Below are 20,536 nucleotides of genomic sequence, written 5' to 3' on the forward strand. Positions count from 1 at the left end.
GAGCTGTATTTTTTTGTCTATATTAATGCATGAGCAGATTATTAAACAGTCAGGTTGGAAAATCTATATATGATTAAACGTTAGTATGTTACGTTAGAAAAAAATCAATAACAAAAATAAACATAAATTATTGATTGAGACCGTTTTTTTATTTAAAAGCTATAGGGAGGTAAGTTGTGCGTATAGGTATACCCAAAGAAAGTTTGCAGGCAGAGACCAGGGTGGCGGCAACGCCAGCAACGGTTGAACAGCTGCAAAAACTGGGCTTTGATATCATGATTGAACATTCGGCAGGCCAGTTGGCCAGTTTTGATGATCAGGCTTATATCAATGCAGGAGCACAAACAGGCACACGACAGGAAGTATGGCAATCAGACCTGGTTTACAAGGTTAATGCTCCTACTGATGAAGAAATTGCCTTGCTCAGGGAAGGCAGTACGCTGGTGAGTTTTATCTGGCCGGCCCAGAATCCCGAGCTGGTGCAAAAGCTGGCTGGCAAGCAGATCAACGTGCTGGCCATGGACATGGTACCGCGCATTTCGCGGGCCCAGTCGCTGGATGCGCTGTCGTCCATGGCCAATATTGGCGGTTATCGTGCCGTTATTGAAGCGGCTCACGAGTTCGGCCGTTTCTTTACCGGCCAGATCACGGCCGCCGGCAAGGTGCCGCCTGCCAAGGTGCTGGTGATAGGTGCCGGTGTAGCTGGCCTGGCCGCCATTGGCACGGCAGGTTCTTTAGGGGCCATTGTACGGGCTTTTGATACCCGTCTTGAAGTGGCCGAGCAGATTGAATCCATGGGTGGCCAATTCCTGAAACTGGATTTTGGTGATGAAAACGGTTCGTCGTCAGACGGTTATGCCAAGACCATGTCCGAAGAGTTCATCCGTGCCGAAATGGCCCTGTTTGCCGAACAGGCCAAGGAAGTGGATATCATTATTACCACTGCCCTTATTCCGGGTAAACCGGCCCCCAAGCTGATTACCCGTGATATGGTGGACAGCATGAAACCGGGCTCGGTTATTGTGGATATGGCCGCTGCCGCCGGTGGCAACTGCGAATATACCCGTGCCGGTGAAGTCTTCATGACCGATAATGGCGTCAAAATCGTGGGGTACACCGATTTGCCCGGTCGTTTGCCGGCCCAGTCTTCGCAGCTGTATGCCACCAATCTGGTGAATTTAAGCAAATTGCTGTGCAAGGATAAAGACGGCCAGATTGATATCAATCAGGAAGATGTGGTGTTGCGCAATATGAGCGTGATTACCCAGGGTGCCGTTACTTTCCCGCCCCCGCCCATCAGTGTGTCGGCAGCGCCTGCCGCCGCTGCCAAGCCGGTTGCCGCGGTTAAAAAAACCGAGCCGAAATCGGTCCGCTTCAAGTTGGGGGTATTGGCCGTACTGCTCGTGCTGTTTGGCATGGCCGGTGCCTGGTCGCCCCCCGAGTTCCTGTCTCACTTTACGGTTTTTGTGCTGGCTTGCGTAGTGGGTTACTACGTGGTCTGGAACGTGACCCATTCCCTGCATACCCCGCTTATGTCGGTCACCAATGCGATTTCCGGCATTATTGTGGTGGGTGCCTTGCTGCAAATCGGGCATGGCAACGGGTTGGTCAGTGTGCTGGCATTTATTGCCATTCTGATTGCCAGCATCAATATTGCAGGGGGCTTCCTGGTTACGCAGCGCATGCTGAAAATGTTCAGAAAAGACAAGGGTGAATAATATGTCTCAAGGTTTGGTTATGGCGGCATATATTATTGCCGCATTGTTGTTCATTGCCAGTCTGGCGGGCTTGTCAAAACAGGAAACCGCCCGCAATGGCAATACATTCGGGATTGCCGGCATGGCGATTGCCCTGCTGGCCACCATTTTCAGCCAGAATGTGGAAGGCCTGGTCTGGATTATCATTGCCATGATCATTGGTGGTGCCATCGGCATGCGTCTGGCACAAAAAGTGGAAATGACGCAAATGCCCGAGCTGATTGCCATGTTGCACTGCTTTGTGGGTCTGGCGGCGGTTTTTGTAGGCTACAACAGCTATATCACGGCCGACAGCCATGGCACTTTGTCAGGCGCCATGCAGAACATTCACCTGGGTGAAGTTTTCCTGGGCGTGTTCATTGGTGCGGTAACCTTTACAGGCTCCATCGTCGCTTTTGGCAAACTGCGCGGTTCCATCAGTTCCAAGGCCTTAATGCTGCCACATCGTCACAAGCTTAATGCGCTGGCATTGCTGGTGTCATTCCTGCTGATGTGGCAATTTATTGCTTCTGGCGGTTCAACCTTTGCGCTCATTCTCATGACCCTCATTGCCCTGGCATTTGGCTGGCATTTGGTGGCTTCCATCGGGGGCGCCGATATGCCGGTCGTGGTGTCCATGCTCAACTCCTATTCGGGCTGGGCGGCGGCCGCGGCGGGTTTCATGCTGTCCAATGACCTGTTGATCGTGACGGGGGCCCTGGTGGGTTCATCGGGGGCGATTCTTTCTTACATCATGTGCAAGGCCATGAACCGGTCTTTCATTTCGGTGATTGCCGGGGGTTTTGGCAATGATGCCGTTGCCAGTGGCAGTGATGAGGAAATGGGTGAATATCGTGAAATGGTACCCGAGGAAGTGGCCGAAATCCTGAAGAATGCCAGTTCGGTCATTATTACTCCCGGCTATGGCATGGCCGTGGCCCAGGCCCAGTATCCGGTGGCTGAAATTACCCAGCACTTGCGCAATAAAGGGATTAACGTGCGCTTTGGTATCCATCCGGTGGCGGGCCGCTTGCCCGGTCATATGAACGTGCTCTTGGCCGAAGCCAAGGTGCCTTACGATATCGTGCTTGAAATGGATGAAATCAACGAGGACTTTGCCGATACCGATGTGGTGCTGGTCATTGGTGCCAACGATACCGTGAATCCGGCCGCCAGCGAAGACCCGACCAGCCCGATTGCCGGCATGCCGGTTCTTGAGGTCTGGAAAGCACAACAGGTTATCGTGTTCAAACGCTCCATGAGCACGGGTTATGCCGGTGTGCAAAATCCGCTGTTCTTCAAAGACAACAGCTTTATGTGTTTTGGTGATGCGAAAGGAACAGTAGAGTCCATATTACGCGCTTTGTAATGTAGGCATCCACAGGGCTATAATCGTTTTTTTACGGTTTAGCCCTGTTTCTGTTTTCATGTCTCAATCTTTTCCCTTGCCCGTTCGCGATGGTATTGTACCCAGCCGCCTGTATTTGCCACGGGAGCAGCAATGGCCCGATTTGTTCAGTTTTCTGCTGGTGAAATTTCCGCATATGTCTCCGGACATACTGCGTGAGCGGCTGGCTCGTGGAGATATGGTGGATGCCACCGGTGTACCCATGCGGCTGGACAGTCCTTTTATCGCGGACAGCTGGTTGTGGTATTACCGCGAGGTACCGGCCGAAGTGAATGTCCCTTTTGAGATATCGGTGCTGTACCAGGATGAATGTCTGGTGGTGGCTGACAAACCCCATTTTCTGGCCAGTATCCCGGGGGGGCGTTATTTGCAGGAAACCGCCCTGATCCGTTTACGCAAACAGCTCAATAACTTTGAGTTGAGCCCGATTCACCGTCTTGACCGGGATACGGCGGGTTTGCTGCTTTTCTGTGCCAATAAACGCCATCGGGGTGCCTACCAGACCTTGTTCCAGACACGTGATGTGTACAAAACCTATGAGGCCATCGCTCCCTTCAAGACCAGTCTGGAATTCCCCCTGATACGCGAGAGCCATATCCGTAAAAGTGCGCAGTATTTCACCATGGAAGAAGTGGCCGAGGCGCCCAACAGTCGTACCCGCATCAGCCTGTTGGCGCATAACGGGAAATGGGGCCATTATTTGCTGGAACCGCTGACCGGTAAAAAGCACCAGCTGCGGGTGCATATGAATGGTCTGGGCATACCGATTTGCAATGATGAGTTCTATCCGGCTTTATTGCCTGCCCGTGAAGAGGACCACTTTGACAGACCTCTGCAACTATTGGCCCGTTCAATTGGTTTTACCGATCCGGTGACCGGTCAGGCGCGGTTTTTTGAAAGCCGCAGAACGTTGGAAATGCTGTCTGATATGACCGAAACCTTGTCGCGTTAATCCGTTGCAGCTTGGTGCATGACACGTGATGTTAATGCGGCGTGGTATCGATAATGCCAAGGTGATTGGCGACATTGCGTTCCAGAAAGAACTGGCGCGAGGGCAGTTCATTGACGCGGGTGCGATTGATAATCATGGTGCTGCTGCCGCCGCCATCCAGGTTCAGGGCATTGTTCACATTCATTTTTTTAAACAGGCGTGCCAGCTGGTTCAGGGTATATCCCTTGAAATTGGCCTGGCGGCCTTCCACCACGACCAGGTATAGGTAGCGCTTATTGTTGCTAAGGCCCAGGGCTGTGCGGGGATGTTGGCCACGGGCGTTTGAATGACATATTTTCGAGCTGCCATTCGGGCAGATATAACGGCCATTTTTAAGGGTTTGCCAGCCTGAGATAACCGTATGCCAGGCGGGGTTATAAGCCGTTTTTCGGTTGGGGGCCTCGATGAAACAGCGATTGTTAATGGTACAGGCCAGAAAAGCGTGGTGGGGGGTATCGTAGCTGCCCGGCCAGAGGATGCCATTGCTGACATTCAAACCTTGTGGCTTGTTGTTTTCATCAAAGAAAGCACCGTTGATGGCGACGGTTGTTTGATTGGGGAAAGCAAAGTTGGATGTGGTTTGATAGGCTTGTTTGATGGGGGTGCCAATGATTTGAATGCCGGGGCAGTGAAGGTCGATTTTGGCAATATGAACCCGGTTCTGATCTGTTGTTTCATATTGTATGCATGGACTGACCTGTTCTTGGGCATGTACCAGGGGGGACAGCAGAAGACCCAGTACCGGCAAGAGACGAAGCAGGAGAAAATGAAGCATGCTCAGGAGGATCGGTGACGTTCAATCCTGAGCGCGCACCATAATGCCAGCCAGCATGTCAGTAACAGGACCAGCCAGTAAGCAACGGTGCCCACCCAGAACCGGGTATTGGCGTGCTGGCCATCGAGGACGCCCAGTACCTCACCGGTATAAGGGTTCAGGAAAATGCTCTGGTTATATAGTCCGTTTACCTTGAACTTGAACTGGGCACTGCTATCGGGGGACTGATCAATTTTTGCGCTAACCAGAATGGCATTGGCAGGAAGGTATTTACGGGCTTCCTCGTAAAGGATTTGTGACGGTATGGGGTCCTGGTTTTGTTCTTGAACATAAAACCGGTCATGGTAGGCCCAGGAGTCGATATGAGTATTGTAGAAATTGGTAATCGCGTTGCAAGCCAGAATGGTGATGACCGGAATGAGGAGCAGGGCCAGATAAAAATACCAGCGATAGCGCATGCCGTGAGCAGCGTATTCCTTCTGCCCTGAATAGGAGGTGTTCGGGGTTTGCATGTCAGTTTCTGAATTGACTTTTTCCATCGTCCTGATCTTGGGTGACGTGGTGTGTCTGGTAGGGAATCCCATGCGGAAAAAACGGCAGATGGGGCCCTGCAACCTTTCAGCCTTGTGTGATTTTGATGATCCTATGTGCTTGAGTTTACTACCATTTAAAAAGGTAAGGCAAGCAATAGCTTTTATTTTAAGGGTTTTTCGCTTAAATTCTGTTAATTCCGTTGAAAATGAAATTGACTTTACTGCTTAATCATGGTTAAACCCCATGCCTTGGGGGAAGGTGCATGGGGTTTATGAATAAGCGGCTTATGAACGATATTGTGCCTTGGCAACCTGACGCCAGTGATGCAATAGCGGCTCGGTATAGCCATTAGGCTGAGTCAGGCCCTTGAAGATCAGGTCACTGGCGGCCTGGAAGGCGGGAGAGGTATCAAAATTGCCAACCATGGGGCGGTAAGCCGGATCGCCTTCATTTTGCTTGTCAACTACGGCAGCCATGCGTTCCAGGGTTTTGCGAACCTGCTCTTCACTGACAATGCCATGGCGCAGCCAGTTGGCAATGTGCTGGCTGGAAATGCGCAGGGTGGCCCGGTCTTCCATTAGACCGATGTCGTGGATATCGGGCACTTTGGAGCAGCCAATACCCTGATCCACCCAGCGCACCACATAACCCAGGATACCCTGGGCATTGTTGTCCAGCTCCTGCTGTTTCTCTTCTTCGCTCCAGTTGGTGTTTTCTGCCACGGGGATGGTCAGGATGCGGTCAAGGTAATCGCTGGTGTCACCTTCCAGGCTTTTCTGGACTTCCTTCACATTAACCTGATGGTAATGCAGGGCATGCAGGGTTGCCGCGGTAGGTGAAGGCACCCAGGCGGTATTGGCACCGGCTTTCAAATGGCCGATTTTCTGCTCAATCATGGCAGCCATCAGGTCTGGCATGGCCCACATGCCCTTACCGATTTGTGCCTTGCCCACCAGGCCGCAGGCCAGGCCGGTTTGTACGTTATTGCGTTCGTAGGCATCAATCCAGGCGGTTTGCTTGATATCGGCCTTGCGGATGACCGGGCCGGCTTCCATGGACGTGTGGATTTCGTCACCGGTGCGGTCAAGAAAACCGGTGTTAATGAAGGCGATGCGCTCTTTGGCTTCAAATACGCAGGCTTTCAGGTTGACGCTGGTACGACGCTCTTCATCCATGACGCCCATTTTCAGGGTATTGGGGGCCAGGCCCAGCAGTTGTTCGGTGCGACTGAACAGTTGGGTGGCAAAGGCAACTTCGTCGGGGCCATGCATTTTGGGTTTGACAATATAGATGGAGCCGGTATGTGAGTTGCGTTCGCTGCCTTCACGTTTCAGGTCATGAATGGCGATCAGGCTGGTAATGACGGCGTCCATGATGCCTTCAGGGACCTCATTGCCGTTTTCGTCAAGGATGGCCGGATTGCTCATTAAGTGACCGACGTTACGGATAAACATGAGCGAGCGGCCCTGCAGGGTTGCTGTTTCACCGGTTTTGGTGGTGTACTGGCGATCGGGGTTCAGGGTACGGGTCATGGTCTTGCCGTTTTTGACGAAGGTATCACTCAGGGTACCGTTCATCAGGCCCAGCCAGTTACTGTAGGCCAGGACTTTGTCTTCGGCATCGACAGCGGCGATCGAGTCTTCACAGTCCATGATCGTACTGAGAGCGGATTCGAGTAACAGGTCTTTGACACCGGCCAGGTCCTGTTTGCCAATGGGGTGGTTGCGGTCGATCTGGATTTCAAAATGCAGGCCATTGTGGCGAATCACAAGTGCTTCAGGGGTGTTGGGATTGCCACGGTAACCCAGGAAGCAGGCGGGATCGGCCAGCGTGGTTTGGCTGCCGTCTGTGAGGGTGGCACAAAACCCGCCCTGATTGACGCTGTATTGGCTGACATCTTTGTGTGAGCCCTGGGCCAGCGGAATGCTTTGGTCAAGGAATTCGCGGCCATAGGCAATGACTTTTTCACCGCGCACAGGGTTATAGCCTCCGGTGCTGGTTGCGCCATCGTCTTCGCTGATGGCATCGGTACCATACAGGGCATCGTACAGGCTGCCCCAGCGCGCATTGGCGGCATTCAGGGCATAACGCGCATTGGTAATGGGTACTACCAGTTGCGGGCCACCCTGGTCGGAAATGGCGTAATCAATGTTGGCGGTACTGACCTTGAAGTCGGTCGGTACGTCTTTCAGGTAGCCGATTTTTTTCAGGAAATCCTTATAGGCAGGCATGTTTTGGATGGGGCCCGGGTTGGCGCGGTACCAGTTGTCCATTTCGGCCTGGATGCGGTCACGCTCGGCCAGCAATGCCTTGTTTTCAGGGGCCAGGTCATGGATAAGCTGGTCGAACCCTTGCCAGAAAGCGGCAGGATCGACACCGGTACCCGGCAGGGCGCGGGTATCGATGAAGTCTTTCAGTACGGTGGCTACCTGCAAACGGTGGCATTGGGTTCTTTCAGTCATGTCGTGCTCCTGTCATGGAAATTTTTTTTGCGTATATTTGAAGAATGATGATGCTATTATGACGCGATGCACACTAAGCCTCAAGGTGCCTGGGGTAAACACAGTTTTTACTTTTAGTAAAAAGCGATATTTATTTTGAGTTTATAAATGGAAGCATTGGTTCATGCAAAACCTGTTCAATCATTATCCTGAAAAGGCCTTGCTGGTCGAGGGCGTGGCCGGTAGCGGGAAATCCACCCTGATTGCGGAAGAGGCCCGGCATTGCGTGCCTGGTGCACCGACTTTGCTAATGACATTCAGCCGTGCCGGGCGTGATGTATTAAGTGGCTATATGCAAAAACGGGGGCTGGTTTCGGCCGAGCAACCGAATCTGACCATCAGTACGATTGACGGTCTGGCGCATCAGCTGTTGCGTCGCCTGGGGGATGAACGTTATGTGCTGGAACGTACCGCTGTCGTGCGGGAATTGTTGCCACAACTGGTGGAAGAAGCCTGTGAAGAAGGTTTTGACTGGGAATTCACGGCACCGCAGATTAATGAAGAACACATGAATGCGCTGATGGCCGACATGGATTTTTTTCGTGCCTCCAGGGCCTGGGAGGCCGAGTCGGCTGAAGATTGTGAGTTCATCTGCGAAGGCAAGCTAAATTTTGATTACCGTTTTGTGCGCCGCGTTTTTTATGCGTATGACTCGTACCGTGCCCATTGGCCCGGGCCCGAGGCAGGTACGGAAAGCCTTTTGCTGGATCCTTATGTGGCGCCTGCCCAAAGAGCCGGGTTGTTTGGGTTCCGGCTGATATCCGAGGCGGTGTTTGACCTGCTGGAGCGGCTCGAGTCAGAAACCCTGGATGAGCGCTTTATGGGCGGGTACCGTTTTGTGTTTATTGATGAGTTTCATGACACGACCCCTTTGCAGCTGGCCTTCCTGTTTAAGGTATTAAGTCCGCAGGCACGTATTATGGCGGTTGGTGACCGGATGCAGAATATTTTTGCCTGGCGGGGTACCGATACCGATGCGGTGTTTGATACCTATGTGCAGCACTATTCGGCCCGTACCATCCATTCCTTGCACACTTACCGTTTTGGCAATGCCCTGGCTGAATTGGCTGGCAAGCTGACGGGCCGGCAATTGCAGTCAATGGCCAAACATAAAACCGGCATTACGGCCGTAAAGGGTACGATGGCCGATTTGCTGCCCCATCTCAAACCGGCCCGTTTGCCGCATTTGGCGGTGGTTTGCCGCAATGGGGCAGATAAGGTTCGTGCGGCTTTTGATCTGTTCAATAGTGGCGATAGCGGCCCGGCCCTGGCTTATCCGTTGGTGAATACGTTTGCCGTCAGCATGCTGCTTTACTTGTATTCGGTACGCTTTCCCCGGTTTGCCCCCATGGTAAAAAAAATGGACGAGGCCGTGCTGCAGTTTTTAAGCTTGCCGCATTGCCTGCTGGACGAACAGGCCAAGCATGAAATTGCCCATAAGGCAACACCAGGCAGTTTGCGCATGTATCTGGATCTGCATTTGCGGGGTGGCTCGGTCAAAGGAGAAGCCTTTACCGATGAGATGAAAGTCGCCCTGCAATGGTGGCTTGATCATAAAAGCACAAAAGCCGGACTGGTGGCAGAACTGGAAACCTTTGCACGCATGTCAGGGGTGTTCAGTCTGGGGACTGCTCAGCATCGGGTGCTGGAACAGACCGCCTGGTCTTCGTGGCTGGGTCTGTTGCAATTTTTGGCTGACCGGCAGGCAAGTCTTGAGCAATGGCCTGCCCTGTATGATCGGCTTTTGGCCAGCTGGAAAACCCGGGGCGGGATCCGCTTTTATACCGTGAGTGAAGCCAAGGGACGTGAATTTGATGAAGTGCTGGTGTATAACGCAAGCCTGGCAGGATTCAGTACCCGGGGCAGTGATGATGCGATAGAACGCAACCGTTTTTACGTGGCCATTACCCGGACAAAAAAATCGCTGTTTCTGTTAGCGGGTTAGCTAAGTTCAACAGCGATTGATGGGGCAATATGTGCTTGATAAGGGTGTTTATTGGTCAACGAAAGCGCGTTCAACCACATAAGCGCCCGGTTTGGAGGTGCTGCCCTCGTTAAAACCGCGTTTTTCCAGAATGGGTTTCAGGTCGCGCAGCAGGCCAGGGCTGCCACAGATCATGACGCGATCTTCTTCGGGGTTGAGTTCAGGGACATTCAGGTCGGTGAACAGTTTGCCGTTTTCGATAAGATCGGTAATGCGACCCTGGTTTTCAAAGGGTTCGCGGGTAACCGTGGGGTAATATTTGAGTTGATTGGTGACCATTTCACCCAGGAATTCATTTTTGGGCAATTCATTGATGAAATAATCGCGATAACACAATTCGTTAACGAAACGTACGCCATGCACCAGAATGACCTCTTCAAAACGCTCATAGGTCTCGGGGTCGCGCATGATGCTCAGGAACGGTGCCAGACCCGTACCCGTTGACAGCATATAGAGCCGTTTGCCGGGCAAGAGATAATCGATGAGCAGGGTTCCGGTAGGCTTGCGGCCAATAATGATATTGTCGCCAACCTTGATATGTTGCAGGCGCGAGGTAAGCGGGCCGTCGGGAACCTTGATGCTAAGGAATTCGAGATGCTCTTCGTAATTGGGGCTGGCAATACTGTAGGCGCGTAGCAATGGTTTGCCATTAACCGGCAAGCCGATCATGGTGAAATGGCCGTTACTGAAACGAAGGGCCTGGTCGCGGGTAGTAGTAAAACTGAAAAGGCGATCTGTCCAGTGGTGGACACTTAATACTTTGCCTTCAAGAAAAGCTGCAGCCATAAACGATTGACCTGTTGGAGTTATTAAAAATAAAAAAGAATTTGTTATTCTACAAAAGAAAGCAAAATATTTTCTTGAATATAATCAAACTATCTTCTTTTAATTAATCAAAAAGCAGTAAATTACTATTAATTTCCTTTTTTTCGGGTTAATTCCCGCGTTTTCCAATTATTCAGTAATAAGTTTATAAACAGCTTGTCTATGGCTTGTGGCAGGGAGTCTACAAATATGGTTATGAAAGCATTTTCCAGAAAGATCTGGCAATGGGGTGTTGCTCCGCTGCTTGCCGTGTCGGTGTCCGTAACGACATACGCACAAGATGTGATCCGCATTGGTGAAATTAACAGTTATAAAACCATTCCGGCTTTTTTGGAGCCGTATAAAAAAGGGATTGATCTGGCGGTTGAGCAAATCAACCAGGCGGGTGGTCTGAATGGCAAAAAAGTGGAAGTCCTGATTCGTGATGATGCGGGCAATCAGGGCAATGCCATCCGCGAGGCCCAGCAACTGTTAACGCGTGACAAGGTTGATGTATTAACCGGCAGTTTCCTGTCCAATATCGGGCTGGCACTGGCCGATTTTGCCAAACAGAAAAAAGTGTTTTTCCTGGCTGGAGAGCCGTTAACGGACAAAATTGTTTGGGAAAACGGCAACCGCTATACTTACCGTTTGCGTGATTCCACTTATATGAAAGTGGCCATGCTGATTCCCGAAGCGGTCAAGATGAACAAAAAGCGCTGGGCCCTGGTGTATCCCAATTATGAATACGGGCAATCGGCTATTGAGTCATTCAAGAAATTGCTGAAAGAACAACAGCCCGATGTGGAGTTCGTGGCCGAGCAGGCCGTTACCCTGAACAAGATTGACGCGGGTAACGTGGTGCAGGCCCTGGCCGATGCCAAGCCCGATGCCTTGTTTAACGTCTTGTTCAGTACCGATCTGACCAAATTCGTGCGGGCCGGCAAAACCCGCCAGTTTTTTGACGACCTGCCGGTGGTTAGCCTGTTAACGGGTGAACCCGAGTATCTGGACCCTTTGGGTGAAGACACCCCCAAAGGCTGGTTTGTGACTGGTTACCCCTGGTATGCGATTGACACGCCCGAACATAATGCCTTCCTGAAGGCTTACCAGGACAAGTTCAACGACTATCCGCGTGCCGGTTCGATTGTGGGCTATGCCATGATCATGTCACTGGCCGAAGGAATCAAAGCGGCAGGCTCCACCGATACCGAAGCCCTGATTGAAGCCTTCAAGGGACTGAAAGTGCCCACTCCGTTTGGTGAAATTGAATACCGTGACATTGACAACCAGTCCACCATGGGCGCTTATGTGGGCAGGCTGGATGTCAAGGACGGCAAGGGTATCATGACAGATATCCAATATGTGGACGGTAAAGATGTACAGCCTTCCGATGAGGAAGTGAAAAAACTGCGTCCTGCCGAATAAGTCACAATGGAAGTCTCGGGTTTAATTGTTCAGCTGCTGAACGGTCTGGCGGGAACCTCATCCCTGTTTATGGTGGCTGCCGGGCTGTCATTGATTTTCGGGGTCACCCGGATTATTAATTTCGCCCATGGTTCCCTGTATATGCTGGGCATTTATATTGCCTATTCGCTCACCTCATGGCTGGGTGGCACAGCACTGGGATTCTGGGGGGGGCTGCTGGCGGCCGGCCTGCTGGTGGCCGTACTGGGTGTACTCATTGAAGTTTTTCTGCTCAGGCGCATCTACCGTGCCCCCGAACTGTTCCAGTTGCTGGCCACTTTTGCGCTGGTGCTGATTGCCAGCGATGCGGCCCATTGGTTATGGGGGCCTGAAGACCTGCTGGGCATGCAGGCCCCGGGGCTGGAAGGCGCCATACCCGTGTTGGGACGCATGTTTCCCACCTATAACATTTTCCTGATGATTATTGGCCCCCTGGTATTGCTGTTATTGTGGTGGCTGCTGAACCGTACCCGCTGGGGCACATTTGTGCGCGCGGCAACCCAGGATAAGGAAATGCTGGGAGCCCTGGGCGTTAACCAGGCATGGCTGTTTACCAGTGTGTTTGCTCTGGGTTCTTTTCTGGCGGGTCTGGGCGGTGCGCTGGAGCTGCCCAATGAGCCAGCCAGCCTGGGGCTGGACATGCGTATTATTGGCGATGCCTTTGCCGTGGTGGTTGTGGGGGGCATGGGCTCCATTACCGGCGCTTTTCTGGCGGCTTTGCTGATTACCGAAATGAAGGCCGTTTGTATCTGGCTGGGAACAGTACAGCTGGCGGGCCTGCAGATTGAGTTTTCCCAACTGACCATGGTGGTTGAGTTCCTGATTATGGCGCTGGTGCTGGTGTTCAGGCCTTGGGGTTTGCTGGGCAGGGAGCAGGCCGCTTCCCGCAATTCGGCCCCCATCGAGGCACCCATTCGTCCGGCAGGGCGCTTCCTTCAGGTAACCGCTTGCCTGACTTTGCTCTTATTAGCGGGTGTGCCCCTGCTGGAAGACAGGTTTCCCTATTTGATGATCCTGACGCAGGATGCCCTGATTGCCGTGTTGTTTGCCACCAGCCTGCATTTTATTGCCGGGCCGGCGGGCATGCATACCTTTGGCCATGCCGCTTATTTTGGTCTGGGGGCCTATGCCGCCGCTTTGCTGATGCAAAAAGCGGGTTTGCCTCTGGTGGCGACCCTGTTCATCGCCCCCCTGTTTGCGGCCCTGGGTGCCTTGGTATATGGCTGGTTCTGTGTGCGGCTTAGCGGTATTTACCTGGCCATGCTGACCCTGGCGTTTGCCCAGATTACATGGTCGGTCGTGTTTCAGTGGGACAGTTTTACGGGTGGCTCCAATGGCCTGATCGGGATCTGGCCGCCTGATTGGTTAAACAGTCCACAAGCCTATTACTACTTTACGCTTATCATTGTGGCAGGCAGTGTGCTGGCATTGCGTCGCCTGCTGTTTTCGCCGTTTGGTTATGCCATGCGGGCCGGGCGTGACTCGGTATTGCGCAGTGATGCGATTGGCATTAACGTGAAACATACCCAATGGCTGGCCTTTGTAATCGCCGGTCTGTTTGCCGGTCTGGCAGGGGTGCTGTATGTGTATTCCAAAGGCAGTGTTTCTCCTGAAGAATTGCATATCAGCAAGTCTGTTGACGGTTTGGTCATGGTGTTGCTGGGGGGCGTGCAGTCTTTGCTGGGGCCCATTGTTGGTGCATTTTCCTATACCGTGCTGCATGATTACGTAGTGGGTATGACCGATTATTGGAAAGCCCTGTTTGGTCTGGTTATTCTGGTACTGGTTTTATTGTTTCCTCAGGGTATTGCCGGATTCTTTGCCCAGCTGGGCAGGCGTTTTCAGGCCCGTCAGGCCATGACTCCCAAAGGACAGCCATGAGTTTGTTGCAGGTGAATGATCTTCATAAGTCCTATGGCGATTTCATGGCGGTCCGGGGGGTGAGTTTCAGCCTGGAGCCCGGTGAAATGCTGGCCCTGATCGGCCCCAACGGGGCAGGCAAGTCAACCACTTTCAACATGATTGGTGGTCAGGCCAGGGCCAATCAGGGAACGGTTCTGCTGAACGGTCAACCCATCCTGGGTCTGCACGCACGTGATATCTGGCAGCTGGGCGTGGGTCGCACTTTCCAGATTGCCGCCACTTTTGCCTCGCTCACCGTGGTTGAAAACGTGCAAATGACCCTGCTGTCTTTTCACCGGAAAATGTTTTCGTTTTTCAGGTCGGCCGCTGCACAATACCGGGAACAGGCCTTGGCTTTGTTGGCACAGGTGGGTATGGAAGACCAGGCCGACCGGCCCTGCAGCGAACTGGCCTATGGTGATGTGAAACGGGTGGAGCTGGCCATGGCCCTTGCCAATGATCCGGTTTTATTACTCATGGATGAGCCCACGGCAGGCATGGCCCCCCAGGAACGCAATGCATTGATGGCCCTGACGCATAAACTGGCCAGGCAGCGCAATATGGGTGTCCTGTTTACCGAACATAGTATGGATGTGGTGTTTGCCTATGCCGACCGTATTATTGTGCTGGCCGCCGGCTGGCTGATTGCCGAAGGCTCTCCCGATGAAATCCGCAACCATCCGCAGGTCAGGGAAGTGTACCTGGGCTCGGGAATCGGATTGGAAAAACTGAAAGAAGGGTTGACAACATGAGTGCCATCTTGCCGGAAAAAACCAAGCCGTCAGCGGGTGAAACAGATTTGTTAACGGTTGCAGGCCTGAATGCCTGGTATGGCGGGGCACATATCCTGTTTGATGTGAATCTGACGGTGGGCCGCGGTGAAGTGGTGGCCTTAATGGGCCGTAATGGCGCGGGAAAATCAACCACACTCAAATCCATCATGGGCCTGCTGGATCGCACCAGTGGCAAGGTGATTTTCATGGGCCAGGATATTTCACGCTGGCCACCCTACCGGATTGCCAGGTTGGGTCTGGGTTATGTGCCTGAAGACCGGCGGGTGTTTTCCGACCTGAGCGTGACCGAGAATCTGGACGTGGGGCGCCAGCCCGTGCGGTATTGGCCCGATGGCCGTGAAGCCGTTGTCTGGACCCGTGAATCCCTGTTTTCCCTGTTTCCCAATCTGGGCAAGATGCTGGACCGGCCTGGTGGCAAGATGAGCGGTGGCGAGCAGCAAATGCTGAGCGTGGCCCGGACCTTAATGGGCAACCCTTTCATGGTGCTGCTCGATGAGCCCTCGGAAGGGGTGGCACCGGTGGTGGTGGAACAAATGGCCCGCATGATACTGGCCCTTAAAGAAAAAGGGCTTGGTATTTTGTTGTCTGAGCAGAACCTGCACTTTGCTGAACTGGTGTCGGATCGGGCCTATGTGCTTGAAAAGGGACAAATCAAATATAGTGGTTCCATCCAGTCACTGATGGAAAATGAAGCGGTCAAACGGGCTTACCTGACGGTTTGAGTTTGAAGCGTGGATGGTATGTAACCAAAGGGATAAACATTAATGCCAAATAACCATGCAACACAAGCGCTTGCCGAACCCGCCCCTGTCACTGCGGCCCTGGTCTGGTTTCGCCGTGACTTGCGCTGTGAGGATCATGCCGCGCTTTATTATGCTTTGCGGGTCGCACAAAAAGTGTATTGTGTGTTTGTTTTTGATACCGATATTCTAAATGCCCTGCCCAGCCGTAAAGACCGCCGGGTTGAATTTATTCATCAAAGCGTTCTGGCCCTGGATGCCGGCTTGCATGCCCTGTCATTGCGTGCGGGCGGGCAGGGCAGTGGCCTGATTGTCAGGTATGGGGCGGCCCGGGATTGTATTCCCGAATTGGCCCGGCAGCTGGGCGTGCAGAAAGTATTCACCAATCGCGATTATGAACCGTTGGCCATCGCGCGTGACTAAAGGGTGGCGGCCAGCCTTGATGTCATGGGTATCGGGTTTGCCGATTTCAAGGATCAGGTGGTTTTTGAAACCCATGAGGTGTTGACGCAGGCGGGCAAGCCATACAGTGTTTTCACCCCCTACAAGAATGCCTGGCTGAAGAAAGTCGATGATTTCCAGCTTAAAGCCTATCCGGTTGAAAAATATGCCGCCCGGCTGGCCAGCAAACCACGGGGGGAAAGTATTCCTTCATTGGAACAGATGGGTTTTGAGTCCGGTACCTGGGCATCATTGTCCATGCCAGCCGGCAGCAGTGGTGCGCAAACCCTGTTTGAAGACTTCGCCACCCGGATGGCGCGCTATAAAGAGGCGCGTGACTTTCCGGCGGTCAAGGGGGTGTCGTACCTGTCGGTACATATCCGTTTTGGTACGGTGTCTGTGCGCAAGCTGGCCCGTTTTGCCCTGCAACACAACAATGACGGCGCGGCAACCTGGCTGTCCGAGCTGATCTGGCGAGAGTTCTATCAGGCCATTCTGTATCATTTTCCACATGTCGTGAACCGGTCTTTCCAGCGCGCCTGCGACCGCATCGTGTGGGATAGCAATCCCGGGTATTTTGCGGCCTGGTGTGAAGGCAGAACAGGTTATCCGATTGTGGATGCCGCCATGCGTCAGCTGAACCAGACCGGTTATATGCATAACCGGTTGCGCATGATCACCGCTTCATTCTTGTGCAAGGACCTGGGTATAGACTGGCGTGAAGGTGAAAAATATTTTGCCGATAAACTGAATGATTATGACCTGGCCTCGAATAACGGCGGCTGGCAATGGGCCGCCTCTACCGGGTGTGACGCCCAGCCCTGGTTCCGCATCTTTAATCCGGTGACTCAGTCAAGAAAATTTGATCCCGAAGGTAAATTCATCCGGCGTTATGTGCCCGAGCTGAAGCAGGTGCCTGATAAGGCCATTCATGAGCCCTGGCTGATGGCAGGCGTGTACTTGCCACCTATTGTGGATCATGCCCGGGCACGCGAACGCACCCTGTTGCGATACGGGGTGCTAAAGGATGATTTTTAGAATAAAAAGAAATATTTTCAGAATGAAATTTTAAGATTTTCATTTTCAGGGTGGTGATGGTTTCTCTCTTGCTGCTGCCTTTTTGGCGGCTTTTTTCTTTTCAGGCAGGGCCAGCATGGTGCCGCGGCAGTTTTCCGCACCACACAGGCATTGGTATTGCTTTTTCAGTTTGGCGGTCAGTTTATCGTCAATCACCAGGCCATAATCGTAAAACAGTTCTTCGCCGGCTTTGATATCCCTTTTGGCAAATACATACACCCGTTTTCCGTGGCGTCCTTCCTGGGTTTCACAGTTGGGGTCGCAGCTGTGGTTGATCCAGCGTGCATCGTTGCCACGCTGGCCACCATCAATGATTTTGCCTGAACTTAAGGAAAAGAAAAAAGTATGGAACGGATCATCGGGATTGACCGGAAACATGGCATCGGCCTGTTCGGGCGTAATGCGTTTGCCGGTGTATTCGATGATTTTGGTACCGGCGGGAATATCCCGCAGGGCAAACACCCCGTTGCCATGCAGTGTGGACTGGCGTACTTCATGCCATGGAGCACCGTTAACCTGTTTTTCCGGTTTAGCCATTTTTGGGTACACCGAAGCAGTGGTTCAGGGTGGGGAAAGAGCCATCACGGACCTGGTTGGCATAGGCTTCAACACCCTGGCGGATGGTTGCCTGCACGTCCGAAAATTGCTGGGCAAATTTTGGAATACGTGAACCGCTTAAATTGAAGATGTCTTCGGCCACCAGAACCTGGCCATCACATTCAGGCGAGGCGCCAATGCCAATGGTGGGGATTTTGACGTTTTGCGTAATGCGGCGGGCCAGCGGTTCGGCAGTGCCTTCAATCACGATTCCCCATGCGCCGGCCTGTTCCTGGGCAATCGCGTCATTGAAGATGCGGTTGGCGGCTTCTTCACTTAAGCCTTGCGCCTTGAAGCCGCCCATGGTGTTGACATACTGCGGCATTAAGCCAATATGGGCCAGTACGGGAATGCCACGGTCAACCAGGAAACGGGTGGTCTCGGCCAGGTATTCACCGCCTTCAAACTTCACGGCATCGGCACCACTGGCCGACAGCATTTTGGCGGCATTGCGAAACGCCTGTTCGGGTGATTCCTGGTAACTGCCAAACGGCATGTCCACCACAATGCAGGCCCGTTGGGTGGAACTGACCACCGCCTTGGCGTGGGCAGAAAGCTGGTCGGTGGTAATGGATAGCGTGTCATCCATGTTGTAGCCCACCATGGCGGTTGAATCGCCAATCAGGATCATATCTACGTATTCATCAATAATACGGGCAAAGGGTGCAATATAGGAGGTCAGGGATACAATTTTTTTCTGGCCCTTGTAGGCCATCAGCTGAGGAACTGTGATGCGTTTGATGTCAGCGTGAACACTCATTTCAGGATTCCTTGAAGGTAAAAACAGCAGGAAGAATGCGGATAGTTTAACGTGTATTGCGAGTGAGTTCAGACAGGAAAGAAGAAAATATTGATATTATCGAAGAATCATTAATCTGTTTATAAATCACCATGACTTCCCTGCCTACACAGAATACCGCCATGAATGGCGCCCAGGTTCTTCTGGAAACGTTGATTGCCAACGGCGTTGATACGATTTTTGGCTATCCGGGCGGTGCCGTGCTGCCGCTTTATGATGCCCTCTATGCCGAACCGCGCATTCGTCACGTTCTGGTTCGCCACGAACAGGCGGCCATGCATGCGGCCGAAGGTTATGCCCGCTCCACCGGTCGAACCGGTGTGGTGCTGGTAACCTCCGGGCCCGGCATGGCCAATACCACTTCCGGCCTGCTCGATGCCATGTGTGATTCGATTCCGGTGCTGTGCATCAGTGGCCAGGTAGCGACCGGTGCGATTGGTACTGATGCGTTCCAGGAATGCGATGCCGTGGGCATTTCCCGCCCGGTGACCAAATGGAATGCGCAAATCAGGCGTGTTGAGGATGTGACCGCTTTGGTGGCCAAAGCGTATAACCTGACGGCCTCCGGTCGTCCCGGTCCTGTATTGATTGATTTTCCCAAGGATATTCAGATGGCCACGGTACCGGCATCTGATGCCGATGTGAATGGTGAGGTACCGCTCAACGCGGTGTCACAGGTCGCCCCATCTGTATTGCAGGCGGCCACCAAGCGGGCGGCGGCCTTAATCGTGAATGCCCGGCGGCCGGTATTTTATGGCGGTGGCGGCCTGATCAACTCCGGTCCCGATGCCTGTGAAGTGTTCAGCAATATGGTGAATTATCTGGGGGCCCCCTGCACCCTGACCCTGATGGGATTGGGCGCTTTTCCGGGTACCGACAAACAGTTCCTGGGCATGCTGGGCATGCATGGCACGCTTGAGGCCAACCTGGCCATGCACCATGCCGACCTGATTGTTTGCGTGGGTGCGCGTTTTGATGACCGGATTACCGGGCGTCTGTCTGATTTTTGTCCGCATGCCACCAAGATTCACCTGGATATCGACCCGGCTTCCATCGACAAGGTGGTGCGTGCCGATGTGGCGCTGGTGGGCGACTGTTATCCTTTGCTGAAAGGGCTGTTTACTGAAATCAAGGCACTGGAACGCGATAATACCCTGCTGGATGACTGGTGGGCACGTATTGGCAAATGGCGTGAAAAAGACTGTCTTGGCTTCACGCCGTCCGAGACCTGTATTTTGCCGCAATACTTGCTCAGTACGGTGAATGCCTTAATTGAAAACCGTGATGCCATTGTCAGTACCGACGTGGGGCAGCACCAGATGTGGGCGGCCCAATACCTGAAATTCAACCAGCCCAACCGCTGGCTGACTTCGGGTGGTGCCGGTACCATGGGTTATGGCGTGCCGGCCGCCATTGGTGCGCAAATCGGCAATCCCGATTCACTGGTGGTCTGTATCAGTGGGGATGCCTCGGTCCTGATGAATATCCAGGAGCTGGCCACGGCCACCCAGCACCGGGCTCCGGTCAAGGTTATTTTGTGCAATAACCAGCACATGGGCATGGTACGACAGTGGCAGGAACTGATTCATGACGGGCGATACAGCCATAGTTACAATGATTCCATCCCCGACTTTGTGGCGCTGGCCCGGGCATTTGGCTGGGAGGCAGCCACAGTGTCAGACCCCAATGAGCTGGAAGCTGTGCTGCAAGAGTGCCTGGATTCCGAAGGCCCGTATTTCCTGGATGTGCGGGTTCAGGCACTGGAAAACTGTTTCCCCATGATGCCAGCCGGTTACGGTCACCAGCAGGTTATGCTGTCTGAAGATAACTGGTATGTGGAAGAGTAATAAAATCAAAAGGAATATACTTATAATTAAAAAGTATAAATCATCTTCTTTATATTATTTAAAATAAACATTATTAGAATACTTATATCGCCACGTTATATTCAAATAGCGTGGCGATATTTTTGTCTTAGGCATGGCA

At 52.8% G+C, this 20,536-nt stretch carries 16 protein-coding genes and 1 pseudogene; 11 read left to right on the forward strand and 6 right to left on the reverse strand.

Features of this window, described 5'->3' with window-relative positions; genetic code table 11:
* Window positions 1-176: 176 nt before the first annotated feature.
* The 3 genes from HCX92_RS00410 to HCX92_RS00420 are packed head-to-tail and all read left to right on the forward strand — an operon-like array spanning window position 177 to window position 4,096.
* Complete coding sequence (locus HCX92_RS00410; protein WP_169292943.1) at window positions 177-1,718, forward strand: Re/Si-specific NAD(P)(+) transhydrogenase subunit alpha; 1,542 nt, start codon at window positions 177-179, stop codon at window positions 1,716-1,718.
* Window position 1,719: 1 nt separating this feature from the next.
* The gene (gene pntB / locus HCX92_RS00415) at window positions 1,720-3,105 is read left to right on the forward strand and encodes a Re/Si-specific NAD(P)(+) transhydrogenase subunit beta (RefSeq protein WP_169292944.1); all 1,386 of its coding nucleotides are present in this window, start codon (window positions 1,720-1,722) and stop codon (window positions 3,103-3,105) included.
* Between the two features lie 58 nt (window positions 3,106-3,163).
* Entirely contained in the window at window positions 3,164-4,096 is a 933-nt protein-coding gene (locus HCX92_RS00420) for a pseudouridine synthase (protein ID WP_169292945.1), read from the forward strand.
* Window positions 4,097-4,127: 31 nt separating this feature from the next.
* Here the strand turns inward: HCX92_RS00420 and HCX92_RS00425 are convergent, their stop codons facing one another.
* Both HCX92_RS00425 and HCX92_RS00430 read right to left on the reverse strand, forming a co-directional pair.
* Window positions 4,128-4,910, reverse strand: a complete 783-nt coding sequence (locus HCX92_RS00425) for a phosphodiester glycosidase family protein (protein ID WP_169292946.1) — start codon at window positions 4,908-4,910, stop codon at window positions 4,128-4,130.
* Window positions 4,911-4,912: 2 nt separating this feature from the next.
* The gene (locus tag HCX92_RS00430) at window positions 4,913-5,422 is read right to left on the reverse strand and encodes a PepSY-associated TM helix domain-containing protein (protein WP_169292947.1); all 510 of its coding nucleotides are present in this window, start codon (window positions 5,420-5,422) and stop codon (window positions 4,913-4,915) included.
* On the opposite strand from HCX92_RS00430, the gene HCX92_RS00435 reads away from it, so the two are divergent.
* A complete protein-coding gene (locus HCX92_RS00435; protein ID WP_169292948.1) occupies window positions 5,421-5,672 on the forward strand; it encodes a hypothetical protein in 252 nt (83 codons plus the stop codon). The genes HCX92_RS00430 and HCX92_RS00435 overlap by 2 nt on opposite strands.
* A 56-nt stretch (window positions 5,673-5,728) precedes the next feature.
* Here the strand turns inward: HCX92_RS00435 and HCX92_RS00440 are convergent, their stop codons facing one another.
* A complete protein-coding gene (locus tag HCX92_RS00440) occupies window positions 5,729-7,906 on the reverse strand; it encodes a malate synthase G (protein ID WP_169292949.1) in 2,178 nt (725 codons plus the stop codon).
* Between the two features lie 163 nt (window positions 7,907-8,069).
* On the opposite strand from HCX92_RS00440, the gene HCX92_RS00445 reads away from it, so the two are divergent.
* Window positions 8,070-9,890 (forward strand): UvrD-helicase domain-containing protein, encoded by a 1,821-nt coding sequence (locus HCX92_RS00445; RefSeq protein WP_169292950.1) that lies wholly within the window; start codon window positions 8,070-8,072, stop codon window positions 9,888-9,890.
* 48 nt (window positions 9,891-9,938) lie between these two features.
* Here the strand turns inward: HCX92_RS00445 and HCX92_RS00450 are convergent, their stop codons facing one another.
* The gene (locus tag HCX92_RS00450) at window positions 9,939-10,715 is read right to left on the reverse strand and encodes a ferredoxin--NADP reductase (protein WP_169292951.1); all 777 of its coding nucleotides are present in this window, start codon (window positions 10,713-10,715) and stop codon (window positions 9,939-9,941) included.
* 234 nt (window positions 10,716-10,949) lie between these two features.
* On the opposite strand from HCX92_RS00450, the gene HCX92_RS00455 reads away from it, so the two are divergent.
* The 5 genes and pseudogenes from HCX92_RS00455 to HCX92_RS00475 all read left to right on the forward strand — a co-directional run bounded on the left by HCX92_RS00455 (window position 10,950) and on the right by HCX92_RS00475 (window position 17,115).
* Window positions 10,950-12,161 carry an ABC transporter substrate-binding protein gene (locus HCX92_RS00455; protein WP_169293017.1) on the forward strand — a complete coding sequence of 404 codons (1,212 nt, stop codon included), beginning with the start codon at window positions 10,950-10,952 and terminating at the stop codon, window positions 12,159-12,161.
* A 6-nt stretch (window positions 12,162-12,167) separates the two neighbouring features.
* Window positions 12,168-14,081 carry an ABC transporter permease gene (locus HCX92_RS00460; RefSeq protein WP_169292952.1) on the forward strand — a complete coding sequence of 638 codons (1,914 nt, stop codon included), beginning with the start codon at window positions 12,168-12,170 and terminating at the stop codon, window positions 14,079-14,081.
* The gene (locus HCX92_RS00465; RefSeq protein ID WP_169292953.1) at window positions 14,078-14,854 is read left to right on the forward strand and encodes an ABC transporter ATP-binding protein; all 777 of its coding nucleotides are present in this window, start codon (window positions 14,078-14,080) and stop codon (window positions 14,852-14,854) included. Before HCX92_RS00460 ends, HCX92_RS00465 begins: the two co-directional genes overlap by 4 nt.
* Window positions 14,851-15,618 carry an ABC transporter ATP-binding protein gene (locus HCX92_RS00470; protein ID WP_169292954.1) on the forward strand — a complete coding sequence of 256 codons (768 nt, stop codon included), beginning with the start codon at window positions 14,851-14,853 and terminating at the stop codon, window positions 15,616-15,618. Before HCX92_RS00465 ends, HCX92_RS00470 begins: the two co-directional genes overlap by 4 nt.
* A 42-nt stretch (window positions 15,619-15,660) precedes the next feature.
* Window positions 15,661-17,115 (forward strand): annotated as a pseudogene (locus HCX92_RS00475) (deoxyribodipyrimidine photo-lyase).
* 45 nt (window positions 17,116-17,160) lie between these two features.
* Here the strand turns inward: HCX92_RS00475 and HCX92_RS00480 are convergent.
* Entirely contained in the window at window positions 17,161-17,691 is a 531-nt protein-coding gene (locus tag HCX92_RS00480; RefSeq protein WP_169292955.1) for an SET domain-containing protein, read from the reverse strand.
* Window positions 17,684-18,511: a 3-methyl-2-oxobutanoate hydroxymethyltransferase gene (gene panB / locus HCX92_RS00485; protein WP_169292956.1), complete on the reverse strand. Its 828-nt coding sequence runs from the start codon at window positions 18,509-18,511 to the stop codon at window positions 17,684-17,686. The genes HCX92_RS00480 and panB overlap by 8 nt, the downstream gene beginning before the upstream one ends.
* A gap of 131 nt (window positions 18,512-18,642) precedes the next feature.
* On the opposite strand from panB, the gene ilvB reads away from it, so the two are divergent.
* Window positions 18,643-20,397, forward strand: coding sequence for a biosynthetic-type acetolactate synthase large subunit (gene ilvB, locus HCX92_RS00490; RefSeq protein ID WP_169292957.1), 1,755 nt, complete (start codon window positions 18,643-18,645; stop codon window positions 20,395-20,397).
* The last annotated feature ends 139 nt before the right edge of the window (window positions 20,398-20,536 follow it).

Source organism: Advenella sp. EE-W14 (assembly GCF_012923605.1).
Lineage (GTDB): Bacteria > Pseudomonadota > Gammaproteobacteria > Burkholderiales > Burkholderiaceae_B > Advenella > Advenella alkanexedens.